Origin of the sequence: Streptomyces sp. NPDC048696, from assembly GCF_043198895.1 — a bacterium.
GTDB lineage: Bacteria > Actinomycetota > Actinomycetes > Streptomycetales > Streptomycetaceae > Streptomyces.
In genome coordinates this window covers 129287-142670 of the sequence record NZ_JBICVJ010000005.1, presented here as the reverse complement: position 1 = coordinate 142670, position 13384 = coordinate 129287, and the positions used below count along the sequence as shown (strand labels likewise).

General features: G+C 70.3%; 11 protein-coding genes. 6 read left to right on the top strand and 5 right to left on the bottom strand.

Going from position 1 to position 13384, the window contains the following annotated elements; all coding sequences use genetic code 11:
- Window positions 1-239 precede the first annotated feature (239 nt).
- From ACGFRG_RS12275 to ACGFRG_RS12265, 3 genes are all read right to left on the bottom strand, one after another.
- Entirely contained in the window at window positions 240-878 is a 639-nt protein-coding gene (locus tag ACGFRG_RS12275; RefSeq protein ID WP_361431859.1) for a superoxide dismutase, read from the bottom strand.
- A 157-nt stretch (window positions 879-1035) separates the two neighbouring features.
- A complete protein-coding gene (locus tag ACGFRG_RS12270) occupies window positions 1036-2442 on the bottom strand; it encodes an amino acid permease (protein ID WP_393263406.1) in 1407 nt (468 codons plus the stop codon).
- Between the two features lie 228 nt (window positions 2443-2670).
- Entirely contained in the window at window positions 2671-4083 is a 1413-nt protein-coding gene (locus ACGFRG_RS12265; RefSeq protein WP_361431864.1) for an amino acid permease, read from the bottom strand.
- Window positions 4084-4364: 281 nt separating this feature from the next.
- Here ACGFRG_RS12265 and ACGFRG_RS12260 point away from each other — a divergent pair, with 281 nt between their 5' ends.
- The gene (locus ACGFRG_RS12260) at window positions 4365-4961 is read left to right on the top strand and encodes a biotin transporter BioY (protein ID WP_393263404.1); all 597 of its coding nucleotides are present in this window, start codon (window positions 4365-4367) and stop codon (window positions 4959-4961) included.
- A gap of 68 nt (window positions 4962-5029) precedes the next feature.
- Here the strand turns inward: ACGFRG_RS12260 and ACGFRG_RS12255 are convergent, their stop codons facing one another.
- Window positions 5030-5812: a hypothetical protein gene (locus ACGFRG_RS12255; protein WP_393263402.1), complete on the bottom strand. Its 783-nt coding sequence runs from the start codon at window positions 5810-5812 to the stop codon at window positions 5030-5032.
- Window positions 5813-6002: 190 nt separating this feature from the next.
- Here ACGFRG_RS12255 and ACGFRG_RS12250 point away from each other — a divergent pair, with 190 nt between their 5' ends.
- Window positions 6003-8057, top strand: coding sequence for a protein kinase (locus ACGFRG_RS12250; protein WP_393263400.1), 2055 nt, complete (start codon window positions 6003-6005; stop codon window positions 8055-8057).
- Here ACGFRG_RS12250 and ACGFRG_RS12245 read toward each other — a convergent pair.
- The gene (locus ACGFRG_RS12245; RefSeq protein WP_361431873.1) at window positions 8021-9523 is read right to left on the bottom strand and encodes an amino acid permease; all 1503 of its coding nucleotides are present in this window, start codon (window positions 9521-9523) and stop codon (window positions 8021-8023) included. The two genes, ACGFRG_RS12250 and ACGFRG_RS12245, sit on opposite strands and share 37 nt — an antisense overlap.
- A 204-nt stretch (window positions 9524-9727) precedes the next feature.
- Here ACGFRG_RS12245 and ACGFRG_RS12240 point away from each other — a divergent pair, with 204 nt between their 5' ends.
- The 4 genes from ACGFRG_RS12240 to ACGFRG_RS12225 all read left to right on the top strand — a co-directional run bounded on the left by ACGFRG_RS12240 (window position 9728) and on the right by ACGFRG_RS12225 (window position 13296).
- Window positions 9728-10216 (top strand): ribose-5-phosphate isomerase, encoded by a 489-nt coding sequence (locus ACGFRG_RS12240; protein WP_393263398.1) that lies wholly within the window; start codon window positions 9728-9730, stop codon window positions 10214-10216.
- A 9-nt stretch (window positions 10217-10225) separates the two neighbouring features.
- Window positions 10226-11038 carry an Fpg/Nei family DNA glycosylase gene (locus ACGFRG_RS12235; protein WP_393263396.1) on the top strand — a complete coding sequence of 271 codons (813 nt, stop codon included), beginning with the start codon at window positions 10226-10228 and terminating at the stop codon, window positions 11036-11038.
- A 403-nt stretch (window positions 11039-11441) separates the two neighbouring features.
- Window positions 11442-11996, top strand: a complete 555-nt coding sequence (locus ACGFRG_RS12230; RefSeq protein ID WP_393263394.1) for a phage tail sheath family protein — start codon at window positions 11442-11444, stop codon at window positions 11994-11996.
- Between the two features lie 154 nt (window positions 11997-12150).
- On the top strand, window positions 12151-13296 hold the full coding sequence (locus ACGFRG_RS12225; RefSeq protein ID WP_361431883.1) for a PP2C family protein-serine/threonine phosphatase: 1146 nt from the start codon (window positions 12151-12153) through the stop codon (window positions 13294-13296).
- The last annotated feature ends 88 nt before the right edge of the window (window positions 13297-13384 follow it).

Sequence of the window (13384 nt, the reverse complement as noted above, 5' to 3'; positions counted from 1 at the left end):
CCGCGTGGGCGCGAGCAACCCAGCACGGTCCGCAGACGAAAAAAGGGGGGCCCGGAGGGCCTTTACTAGGGGCGCGGGGAACTGCGCGACCAGCCCACCACGATCCGCAGCCGAACGAACCGCTCCACGCGAATGGCCCCCCACGAGTCACGTCCTCGCAGGGGGCCATTCGTATATCCGCCCGCACGCGAAGGTTGAGAAGACGATCACGAGCAGGACGACAAGGGGGGAGCCGGGGCCTACGGGGCCAGCAGCAAGCTCCCCGAAGCCTTAGCGGCGGCGTAACGCGCGGCCACGTCCTGCCAGTTCACCACCCGCCACATCGCCTCGATGAAGTCCACCTTCTGGTTCCGGTACTGAAGATAAAACGCGTGCTCCCACGCGTCGAAGACCAGAATCGGCGTCGACCCCTGGCCGACATTGCCCTGGTGGTCGTAGATCTGCTCCACGATCAGCCGCCCGCTGACCGGCTCGTACGCGAGGACCCCCCACCCCGAACCCTGCGTCGTCGCCGACGCCTTGGTCAGCTGCGCCTTGAACTTGGCGAAGGAGCCGAAGGATTCGGCGATCGCGTCCGCCAGCTCGCCGACGCCGTCCTTCTCCAGCGGCTCGCCACCACCGTCGCCGGTCATGTTGTGCCAGTAGATCGAGTGCAGGATGTGGCCGGAGAGATGGAACGCGAGGCTCTTCTCCAGGCCGTTGACCGCCCCCCAGGCGTCCTTGTCGCGGGCCTGAGCGAGCTGCTCCAGGGTGTCGTTCGCGCCCTTCACATACGCCGCGTGGTGCTTGTCGTGGTGCAGCTCGATGATCTCCGGGCTGATGACGGGTTCGAGCGCGGCGTAGTCGTACGGAAGTTCAGGAAGCGTGTAAATGGCCATGTCCGAAGCCCCTCCGACTGCTTGTTGCAACTGATTCGCAAGTGCACGCTACCAGCAGCAATGGGCGTCCGCAGCCAAGGGTGACCTCAGCAAAAAGCCCTGCGTCCCGAGGTCTAGGACCTCGGGACGCAGGGCTTCAAGAGAAAGCGGAGCGGGATCAGACCGCGGGCCGGGCCTCCGCGCGGCGCTGGCGGACGTACCCGATGACCGCCAGGACCACCGTCAGCGCCCCCGTCGCCATCAGCTGGTCACGCGTGTCGGACTGACGGGCCATCAGCACGAAGATGCCCGCCATCGCGACCAGCGCCACCCAGGTCAGCCCCGGGTACAGCCACATCCGCACCACCAGCTTCTCCGGCGACTCCGCCTCGGTGCGCCGGCGCAGCAGCAGCTGGGAGACGGCGATGAAGATCCAGACGACCAGGATGACCGCGCCGATCATGTTCAGCAGCCACGGGAAGACGTCGTCCGGCCGCCAGTAGCTCAGCAGCACGCAGCCGAAGCCGAAGACCGAGGAGCACAGCACTCCCACGCGCGGCACGCCGCCGAAGGTCCGGCCGAGCGCCTTGGGGCCCTGGCCCCGGGCGACCAGGGAGTACGACATCCGGGACGCGCCGTAGATGTTGGCGTTCATCGCGGAGAGCAGGGCGACCAGGACGACCACGTTCATGATCTGCCCGGCGCCGGAGATGCCCAGGTGGTCGAGGGCGGCCACGTACGGGCCCTTCGCGACGACGGCCTTGTCGTTCCACGGCACCAGCGTGACGATGACCGCCATCGAGCCGATGTAGAAGACGGCGATGCGCCACATCGCCGTACGGACCGCGCGGGCGACGCCCTGCACCGGGTGCTCGGACTCGGCGGCCGCGATGGTGACCGTCTCCAGACCGCCGTACGCGAAGACGGAGGCGAGCAGTCCGAGCACCAGGCCCTCGGAGCCGTTGGGCATGAAGCCGCCCTCGCCGGTCAGGTTGGAGGTGCCGGGGGCGGGCGTGTCCGGCAGGACGCCGAGGATGGCGAGCAGACCGAGGACGAGGAAGAGGGTGATGGCGGCGACCTTGAGCGCCGCGAACCAGAACTCGAACTCGCCGAAGTTCTTCACCGCCGCGAGGTTGGTGGCCGTGAACACCAGCATGAAGAGCGCGACCCAGGCCCACTCGGGCGTCCCGGGCAGCCAGCCGGTCACGATCTTCGCGGCGCCGATGCCCTCCAGGCCGACCGCCACACACAGCAGCACCCAGAACGCCCAGCCGGCGGTGAACCCGGCCCAGGGGCCGATCGCCCGCTCGGCGTGGACGGAGAAGGAGCCCGAGGCGGGGTTGGCCGCCGACATCTCGCCCAGCATGCGCATCACGAGCATGACGAGCGCGCCGGATATGCCGTAGGCGAGCACGATCGAGGGTCCGGCCGCGGCGATGCCGGCGCCGGAGCCGACGAAGAGCCCGGCGCCGATGACGCCGCCGAGGGCGATCATCGAGAGATGGCGCTGCTTGAGTCCGTGGGTGAGTGGGGAGTCGACCTTCGGCGTCGCGTCGGTCGCCGCGGGCGCGTTTGTCCGGGACATGGGCAGGCCCTGTTCAGTAGCCGAGACGGGGAGAGAGGAGCCACAGTCTGTTGCTGGCACCGCTCAGAGGGAACACCCGACCGCTATCCGGACACTCGACTCACACAGCGTGAATATTTACGCACATGTTGCACACGGAATGAACACTTCCATACTCGTGGGTCACGCCAAACCCACCCGTAACAACGGGTTCCGGCCTCGGCGCTACCGGTTCAGGCCGCAGCCGCGTCACGCGGCGACCCGTCGCGCCCGCCACTCCCGTACGCACGCGACCACCAGCACCGCCGCCGTCGCGCCCGTCGACCACAGCAGCTGCGGGCGGGCGGTGTCGTCGAGGAGCATCAGGACGAGGACGGCCGCCATCGCGGCGAGCGCCGCCCAGGTGAGCCACGGGAACGCCCACATCTTCAGCGTCAGCTTCTCGGGCGCCTCGCGCTCGATCCGGCGCCGCAGCCGCAGCTGTGAGACGGCGATCAGGGCCCACACGAAGAGCAGCACCGCGCCCACCGCGTTGAGCATGTAGAGGAAGACGGAGTCGGGCCACTTCAGATTGAGCAGTACGGAGATGAACCCGAACGCCACCGACGCGAGCACCGCGCGCCGGGGCACCCCGCCGCCCGACACCTTCAGCAGCCCCTTGGGCGCCTCGCCGCGCTCGGCCAGCGAGAAGATCATCCGGGAGGAGCCGTACAGGTTGGCGTTCAGCGCCGACAGCAGCGCCACGAACACCACCACGTTCATGATCTGCCCGGCCCCGCTCACCCCGATCGAGTCGAGCACGGCCACATACGGGCTGTGGCCCGGCCGCATCGAGGTCCACGGCAGCAGGGTGACGATGACCAGCATCGAGCCCACGTAGAAGAAGAGGATGCGCCACACCGCGCTGCGCACCGCGCGGCCGACCGCGCGCACCGGGTCGGCCGACTCGGCGGCGGCGATGGTGACGACCTCAAGACCGCCGAAGGCGAAGATCACGGCGAGGACGCCGGAGACCACGCCGTCCCAGCCGTTGGGCAGGAAGCCGCCCTGACCGGTCAGATTGGCGAACCCGACGGGCTCGGTGTCCGGCAGCACGCCGAAGACCGCCAGCAGGCCGAGCACCAGGAACAGCACGATCGCGCCGACCTTCAGGGTGGCGAACCAGAACTCGAACTCGCCGAAGTTCTTCACGGCCGCCAGGTTGGCGCCGGTGAACACCACCATGAAGACCAGGACCCAGGCCCACTGCGGCATCCCCGGCAGCCAGCCGTTCGCGATCTGCGCCGCGCCGGTGGCCTCCACCGCGAGGACCACGACCAGCAGGAACCAGTACAGCCAGCCGACACTGAACCCGGCCCACCGCCCCAGCGCCCGCTCGGCGTGCACCGAGAACGACCCCGACGCGGGCATCGCCGACGACATCTCGCCGAGCATCCGCATCACCAGCATCGCGATGGCGCCCGCGATCAGATACGAGAGGACGATCCCCGGCCCCGCGACCGCGATGCCCGCACCCGACCCCACGAAGAGCCCGGCGCCGATCACCCCGCCCAGACCGAGCATGGTGAGATGACGCTGCTTCAGCCCATGGGACAGGGGCTCGGCCTGGCCCGAGGTGGTGTCGGCGGCGGTGGCCCCGGCGGTGGTCTTGCCGTCGTGCATGGCGCTCGTAACTCTCGGATCACTCGCTGATCGTTTATGGGGAGTCCACAGTCTCCCCGAGCGCGCCCCCGGACCGCAAAACGGGACCTTCTCTCCATCGTCGCAGTGATCAGTGTCACGCGGACGGACGGAAGACCTCCGCCCTTTGTGCGATCCCCACGAACCCTTCAACGGCCCCTTTGTGGCTCACTGCTGGTGATCCAGTGAGAATCCCTCGGCTAACGTCACCGTGTACCCAGCACGTATCCCGCTGCCCGTCCCCGATCCCGCGGAGTCCCACGATGGCCACGACCACTGCCACTGCCCCTGCCGCACCCCGCACCGGACAGGTCCTCGCCGACCTGGTGCCCGGCGCCCGCACCCGGGACATCGCCCTGGTGCTCGGCGGCGCGGCGCTCACCGGTGTGGCCGCCCAGATCGCCGTACCCGTCCCGGGCTCCCCGGTCCCGGTCACCGGCCAGACCTTCGCGGCGCTGCTGGTCGGCACCTCGCTGGGCGCCCGCCGCGGCTTCCTCTCGCTCGGTCTGTACGCGCTGATCGGCATGGCGGGGATGCCGTGGTTCGCGAATGGCAGCTCGGGCGCGGGCGGCGCGACCTTCGGCTATGTGCTGGGCATGCTGCTCGCCTCGACCGTGGTGGGCGCGCTGGCCCGCCGGGGCGGCGACCGCTCGGTGCTGCGCACGGCGGGCACGATGGTGCTGGGCTCCGCGATCATCTACGCGGTCGGCGTCCCGTACCTGGCCGCCTCGACCGGGATGTCCCTGAACCAGGCGGTCGCGGTGGGCCTCACGCCGTTCCTGTTCGGCGACGCGCTGAAGGCGGCGCTGGCGATGGGCGCGCTGCCGACGGCGTGGAAGTTCGTGGGCCGCGGCAAGTAGCCGACAGCGGCAGAACAAAGAAGGGCGGGGCCGGGCGCGGAAGACGCGCCCGGCCCCGCCCTCTTTTCTCAATGTGTCCGACGGCGCTGATGGCGGGTGTTGGCCCACCAGACGCCGGTGGTGCCGACGAAGAGGAGCAGCCCGCCGGCCGCGAGCAGCGGCAGCACACCGTCGTTGACGCCGGTCCTGGGCAGCTGGGCGGGCGGGGTCGGGGCCGGGGTGGTGGGAGTGGCCGGGGCGGAGGGGCTGGGTGAGCCGCTGGGCGGGGCGGCCGGGACGTTGTCGGTGCCGAGCAGCAGCGGGGTGTCAGGGGCGTTGGGAGTCGGCTGGTTCGTCCCGAACGGGACCGGCCCCTGCTGCCACAGCAGTTTGTCGCCGGTGCCCTCGGTCACCGGAAGACAGATCTTTCCGGTCGCCTTCAGATCGTAAGTGGCGGTAACGGTATACGACTTGTCCTTTCCGGCCGCGAGATTGTCGATGACACAGGCGAATCCGGTGTTGACCCCTTTCGGCAGCCGTTCCGTGGGAACCGGTACGCAACCCTGCACACCGGTGATCCGCATTCCGTCCAGACCGAGCACGCTGAGCGTGATCTGCCCGGTGTCCTTGGTCCCCTTGTTGAGGACCCTGGCGGTGAGTGTGGTCTGGCCGGAGGAGTTGGAGACCTTGATCTCCTTCGGCAGTTCGGTGCCGATCCTCACGTCCGCCGGGGCGCTGGGACCGGGGGAACCGCCCTGGTCGCTCCCGGGGGTGGGGTCGTCGGCGAAGGCGGCGGAGCCGAGCGGCAGTACGAGCAGGGCGGCCAGGAGGCCGACGCCGGCGAGGGCTTTGCGGTGTTTCTTGTGTTGCACGGGCCGATCCAACTGACCGAGGTGATCCGACCGATGCGAATGTGTCGAACGCATTTCTCATCCCCCTCACCCGAGTTGGGTGCTTGCAGTGCTGAGAAGGGTCCCACAAGATTTCGCGGAATTATGCTGTGATGGTGGCAAGTTCGTGTTTCTGTCCTGGTCACACCAGGTACTGAGGGGGCGGGCGGTAATGCCGGGAATTCGCGGGCTTTTGGTTGCGGGGCGATATCGACTGGACGTCACGATCGGCCAGGGAGGAATGGGGCGGGTGTGGCGGGCGGCGGATGAAGTACTCGACCGTACGGTCGCGGTGAAAGAGATGCGCATGGACGATCTCGACGTCGAGGACAGCCGGATCCGCCGCGAACGCACCCTGCGCGAGGCCCGCGCCACGGCCCGGATCGACCATCCCAATGTGGTGCGCGTGTACGACGTGGTGGAGGAGTCGGACCGCCTGTGGATCGTGATGGAACTGGTCGAGTCCCGCTCGCTGGAGCAACTCCTGGTCCAGGACGGCCCGGTAAGCCCGCGCGAGGCCGCGCGCATCGGCCTGGGCCTGGTGGAGGCACTGCGCGAGGTCCACGCGGTAGGGGTCCTGCACCGAGACATCAAACCGGGCAACGTCCTGCTGAGCCGGACCGGCCGGGTGGTCCTGACCGACTTCGGCATCGCCGCGATCCAGGACGCCACGGCGCTGACGGTGGTGGGGATGCTGGTCGGCTCGCCCGACTACATGGCCCCCGAACGCGTGGGCGGCAAGCCGCAGGGCCCGGCGTCGGACCTGTGGTCCCTGGGGGCGACGCTGTGCGCGGCGGTGGGCGGCCAGTCCCCGTTCGCCCGCGAGACGACCCTGGCGACACTGCACGCGGTCCTGTACGAGGAGCCCCAACTCCCCCCGACGGCGGGCCCCCTGGCCCCCGCCCTGGCATCCCTCCTGGTCAAGGACCCGGAAACCCGCCCGACCCTGGACGCCCTGTCGACCCTACTGCTCCCGATAGCGGCCCCACCGACGGTCTTCTCCCCACCCCCCCACCCCCCAACGGTGGCGGTCCACCAGACGGCCCCACCGGCCGAGGCGCCGGATCCGGTACGGGAGCGACCGGCGCCGGTGGAGGAGGCGGAGGCGCCCCCAGAGCCAGAGGACGCGGCCCCGACCGCGCGACGGGGTCCGGGGCGAAGCCCCGAGCCCGAGAACCGGCACCCAGGGAACGAAGCCCCGCCCTCCCCAAGGGGTCCGGGGCGGAGCCCCGAAGGGGGTGCAGGGGGCGAAGCCCCCACGCGGGGGCCCGGGGGCGCAGCCCCCGACAACCCATCCCCACCCGCACCCGAGACTCCACCACGGGCTCCGGGGCGGAGCCCCGAAGGCCGGGAACCGGGGGCCGAAGCCCCACCCTCCCCACGGGGTCCGGGGCGGAGCCCCGAGGGGGGTGCAGGGGGCGAAGCCCCCGCGCAGGGGTTCGGGGGCGCAGCCCCCGAAAACCAGTCCCCACCCGCACCCGAGACTCCACTACGAGGTCCGGGGCGGAGCCCCGAGGGGGGTGCGGGGGGCTTCGCCCCCGGCAACCAACCACCCGCACCCGAGGCTCCGCCTCAACCCACCCCCCGGCCGCCCGCCCAGGGCTTTAGGGAAGGGGCGGGGTGGGGAAACCGCCGCCGCACCGCGATCGGCGCAGCCCTCGCCCTCACCGCAGCCACAGCCGTAGCCATCGTGCTCAGCACCACCCACAACAACCCCGGCACCCCCGCCACCAGCGGCACCGGCACCGGCACCGCCTCCCCCACCGTCGCCGGAACATCCCGCCCGCCCAGCACACCCCCACCCGGCACCATCGGCGAAACCGGCTTCGCCTGGGCACCCCCCGAGGGCTGGACGCGCACCGCGAAGAGCCCGTCCAACATCCACTACCACCGCCCCGGCGGAAAACAGGAAATCGCCGCCTCGTACGCACTCGCACGCGGTGGCGATCTCCTGGCCCAGTGGCAGGAGGCCGAACAGGGCACCCACGACGTCCCGGGCTACCGGAACATCCGACTGGAGCGGAGCACCTTCAACGGCCGCCCCGCCATCGTCTGGGACTACTACTTCACACAGAACGGCGACCCGTGGAAGGCCCGCCAGATGGGCTTCGACGAGGGCGGCAAGTCGTACCAGGTCAACATCTGGTACGAGGCCGCCACGACCGCCGAGGCCGACGACGCCCTGCGCACCTACTCGGCGGTGACCTCGTCGTTCACACCACTCTGAGCAACGGCGACCTGCGCGACGGACCCCCGCTGCAAGAAGTCCCGCACCAGTGCGATAGCGACCACAACGGCCGCCACCAGCAGCGACAGCAGCACCTGCTTGCGCCCGGCGTCATCGGTGAGCATGTAGACGAGCACGAAGGAGATCATCGCGATCGTCAGCCAGGTCAGATACGGGAAGAACCACATCTTGACCGTCAGCTTCTCCGGCGTCTCGCGCAGGATGATCCCGCGCATCCGCAGCTGCGTGAAGCAGATGACCAGCCACACGAACAGCGCGACCGCGCCGGAGGAGTTGAGCAGGAAGTCGAAGACGGTGTCCGGCCACTTGTAGTTGAAGAAGACGGCCACGAACCCGAACAGCACCGAGCAGAGGATCGCCGCCTGCGGCACGCCCCGCTTGTTGGTACCGGCGAAGGCGCGCGGCGCGTCACCGCGCTGGCCGAGCGAGAACGCCATCCGGGACGCGGTGTACAGGCCGGAGTTGAGGCAGGAGAGCACCGCCGTCAGCACGATCACGTTCATGATCTGGCCGGCGTGCGGAATGCCGATCGAGTTCAGCGCGGCGACGTACGAGCCGTCCTTGAGGATCGCCGGGTCGTTCCACTTCAGGAGCGTCAGGACGACGAGGATCGAGCCCAGGTAGAAGACGCCGATGCGCCAGATCACGCTGTTGGTGGCCTTGGTGACGGCCCGGCGCGGGTCCTCGGACTCGCCGGCGGCCAGGGTGACGATCTCGCTGCCCATGAAGGAGAAGACGACCATCAGCACACCGGTGAGGATCGCCCCCGCGCCCTTGGGCATGAATCCGCCCGCGTCGGTGAGATGCGCGAATCCGTCACCGGGGTTGTTGGACCCCGGAAGTATCCCGAAGACGGCCAGCAGGCCGATGACGACGAAGGCGCCGATGGCGACGACCTTGATCCCGGCGAACCAGAACTCGAACTCGCCGTACGAGGAGACCGACACCAGGTTGGTGGCCGTCAGCACGATCATCACGATCAGCGCCCAGCCCCACTGCGGGACTCCGCCGACCCAGCCGTGCAGGATCTTGGCGCCCGCGGTCGCCTCGACGGCCAGCACCACGACCCAGAAGAACCAGTACAGCCAGCCGATGGAGAACCCGGCCCAGCGGCCGAGCGCGCGGTCGGCGTAGGCCGAGAAGGAGCCGGAGGTCGGCCGGGCGGCGGCCATCTCGCCGAGCATGCGCATCACGAAGACGACCATCAGGCCGACGAGCGCGTACGAGAGCAGAATGGCGGGACCGGCCGCGGCGATGCCGGAGCTGGAGCCGACGAACAGGCCCGCTCCGATGACACCGCCGATGGCGATCATCGAGAGGTGACGGTTCTTGAGACCGGCCTGGAGGCCGTTGGAGCCGTGCGGGGCGCCGACGACGGGGGAGTCGGCCGTTCCGGGATCGCCCGGTCGGCCTTCTTCCTTCGCAAGGGAGGGTTGCGAGGTCATGGACGAATCCTTAGGTCTAAGGGTCGCTCGGGTTACGAACCAACGCATTGAAGCCCGGTACTCCCAGGTACGGAAGTCCTGACTCCGAATCGTGATGAGGGGAACAACGGCCCGACCCGACGGGAACAAGGTCATCACTGGCCGGGACGAACGTCCTCACCCCGATGAACCCTGCCCGCCGGATCGCATGCCACACTCGGAGTCATGCGCGTGTACCTCGGCTCAGACCATGCCGGATATGACCTGAAGAACCACCTCGTCGAGTGGCTGAAGGCCCAGGGCCACGAGGCCGTCGACTGCGGTCCCCACATCTACGACGCCCAGGACGACTACCCGCCGTTCTGCCTGCGCGCCGCCGAGAAGACGGCCGCGGACCCGGACGCGCTGGGCATCGTGATCGGCGGCTCCGGCAACGGCGAGCAGATCGCCGCGAACAAGGTGAAGGGCGTACGGGCGGCCCTGGCCTGGAGCGAGCAGACCGCCGCGCTCGGCCGTGAGCACAACAACGCCAACGTGATCTCCATCGGTGGCCGGATGCACACGCAGGAAGAGGCGACCAAGTTCGTCGAGATCTTCCTGAGCACCCCGTACTCGAACGAGGAGCGCCACACCCGCCGCATCGAGATGCTGGCCGAGTACGAGAGCACCGGCGCGCTCCCGCCCATCCCGGCCCACCACCCGCAGCAGGGCTGATCTGGCGTTATGCCCGAGGGGCACACGATTCACCGGCTGGCCGCCGACCACGATCAGTGGTTCGGCGGCCGCGTCGTGCGCGCTTCCAGCCCGCAGGGCAAGTTCTCGGACGGCGCCGCCCTGGTCAGCGGCCAGGTCCTCGACCTGGCCGAGGCCCACGGCAAGCACCTCTTCCTGGGCTTCGGCCCGGTCGGCTGGGTCCACATCCATCTGGGCCTGTTCGGCAAGTACGCGCTCGGCGGAGCCCCCGTCCCGCCGCCGACGGAGACCGTCCGGCTGCGCCTGCTCGGCGAGGACGGCTACGCGGATCTGCGCGGCCCGACGACGTGTGCGCTGATCACCGACGCCGAGAAGCGCGCGATACACGACCGCCTCGGGCCGGATCCGCTGCGGCCCGCCGACGACGGCGAGAAGGCCTGGGCGCGGATCTCGCGCAGCCGCACGACGATCGCGGCGCTGCTCCTCGACCAGAAGATCATCGCGGGCGTCGGCAATGTGTACCGGGCCGAGGTGCTGTTCCGGCACGGCATCGACCCGTACCGCACGGGCAAGGACCTCACCCGCCGCGAGTGGGACGCGATCTGGGCGGACCTGGTGCTGCTGATGCGCGAGGGCGTGCGGGTCAACCGCATCGACACGGTCCGCCCCGAGCATCTGCCCGAGGCGATGGGCCGCCCGCCCAGGGTCGACGACCACGGCGGCGAGGTGTACGTGTACCGCCGCGCGAACATGCCGTGCCACATCTGCGGCACCGGGATCCGCACGGCGGACCTGTCGGCCCGGAACCTGTTCTGGTGCCCGACCTGTCAGCGGACCGGCTGACCGTACGCCACCCGTACAGGTGGATCGAGGGCCCGGGCCGAGGCCGCCCGGGTGTGCGGGAACTGCGAGACGGCGTTCCCCGGGCGAGAGTCGGACTCCCGAGCCAAGGAGTCGGCCCGGAGCTGGTGCGCGGCTGGGCCGAGTTCGAGGAGTCGTGGGACGTCCGCGGCGTGCTCGCCGAGCTCAAGGACAGGCCCGGGAGCGAGGACGGCGGACCGGCCCCCTACCTGGTGATGGCCGAGGCCGTGTACGGGTTCTTCGCCAATGAGGGCGACGCCTGTTACGTCATCCCGGTCGCCCTCGGCGAGGACGGCCACGCCAAGGCGCTCAAGGACCTGGAGGCGATTCCCGACGTGTCGATGGTCGCCGCGCCCACGCTGGGCGCGGCGGACGACGCCGGGCGGTGCCGCCGGTCGGGCACGTGGCCGGACTCTGGGCGCGTACGGACGCCGAGCGGGGTGTGCACAGGGCCCCGGAGGGCACCTTGCGAGGCGTGCTCGACGCCGTCGAGGAGATCGGCGACGAGGAGGCGGGGAGGCCGGCCAAGGCGGGCGTCAACTGCGTGCGGCCGTTCACCGGAGAAGGACTCAAGGTGTGGGGAGCGCGCACACTGTCGTCGGAGGGCGACCTCGCGTACGTCAACGTGCGGCGTCAGATCTGCTTCCTGACCGACTCCATCAGGCGGAGCACCGCGTGGGCCGTGTTCGAGCCCAACGGCCACGGGCTGTGGTCGGCGCTCCGGCACTCCGTGACGGATTTCCTCGACGAGCAGTGGCGCCGGGGCGCGCTCGCGGGCGCCACCCAGGAGGAGGCGTACCGCGTGGTCTGCGACGGGACCGTCAACGACGAGCGGGCGACCGGCAAGGGCGTGGTGCGCATGGACGTCTCGGTGGCCCCGGCGCGCCCGGCGGAGTTCGTCACCGTGGAGATCCGCCAACTCGTCGGTCAGACAAGCTGATTGACGTGGTCCCGGGCGCGGTCCCGGGCAGGTGCATCCGCTGTCATATGCCGTGACTACCGCCGGGTAGGGCATCGGGGCGAGCGGATTTCGAACGGGATGGCCAAGGGGTCCCCCTGCGCACGGCGGCATCCGCTGGATAGGGTCACCGGCAATGGCACGTCGCGCGGGAGCGGATTCGTACAGTGCCCGGTGGCGGAAGTCCGCGCACCGGGCACGTATTGCGCTGCGCAAGTCCGGGGTGGACTACTTCCGGGGCGACGGATCGGACTGGATCGCGCTGGCCGGCCTGCTCCTGACCATCCCGGCGATCGCCCTCGCGACGCTCGCCTCGCCGGTGTGGTGCGCGCCGGGGGCGCTGGCCCTGCCGATCGTCGCGGGTGGCGTCCTGCTGCGGCCCGCGAGCCTGCTCGGTCTGTACGCGGCCGCGGCGATCGCGTTGATCGTCGAGTCGATCCGGCTCGGCCCGTACACCGAGGGCCCCGCGCGCGTGACGCCCGGCACGGTCCTGGTGGTCGCCGCCTGCGGGCTCTTCGGGCTGCTCATCGCCCAGTTCCGGGCCCGCGTCGGCGTGCCCTGGCGGCGCGGCGGCACCATGCTCTTCGACCTGCGCGAACGCATCCGGGTCCAGTCCGCGCTGCCCCGGCTGCCCCGGGGCTGGCACCGCGAGATGGCGCTGCGCCCGGCCGGCGGCCAGTCCTTCTCCGGCGACTTCGTCGTCGCGGCCCGTACGAACGGCAACCGCACCCTCGAAGTGGTCCTCACCGACGTCTCCGGCAAGGGCATGGACGCGGGCTCCCGGGCCCTGCTGCTCTCCGGCGCCTTCGGCGGCCTGCTCGGCTCACTGCCGCCGCACGGCTTCCTGCCCGCCGCCAACGGCTATCTGCTCCGCCAGGACTGGGACGAGGGCTTCGCGACCTCCATCCACCTCGTCCTGGACCTGGAGTCCGGCGACTACGAGCTGCTGTCCGCCGGACACCTGCCCGCCCTCCACCTCCAGGCGGGCTCCGGCCGCTGGCAGGAGGTGTCGGGGGAGGGGCCGCTGCTCGGGGTGTACGACGGGGCCGAGTTCCACCCGGTCAAGGGCTCGCTGGGCCCGGGCGACGTCCTGATGCTGTTCACCGACGGCCTGGTCGAGACGGCCGAACGCGATATCGCCGAGGGCATGGACCGCCTCACCGGCGAGGCCGACCGCTATGTCACCAGCGGCTTCGACGGCGCCGCCTGGCATCTGATCGAGGCGGTCGCCAAGGACGTCAACGACGACCGCGCGCTCCTCCTGATCCGCCGCGAGGCGTAGCTCCCGCGATAGCTCCCGCGCCGCCCTCCCCAGGTCCGGGGTAGGGCTTTCCCCACCCCGCTTCCGCCAGCAGCCGCCATGGTCCCCG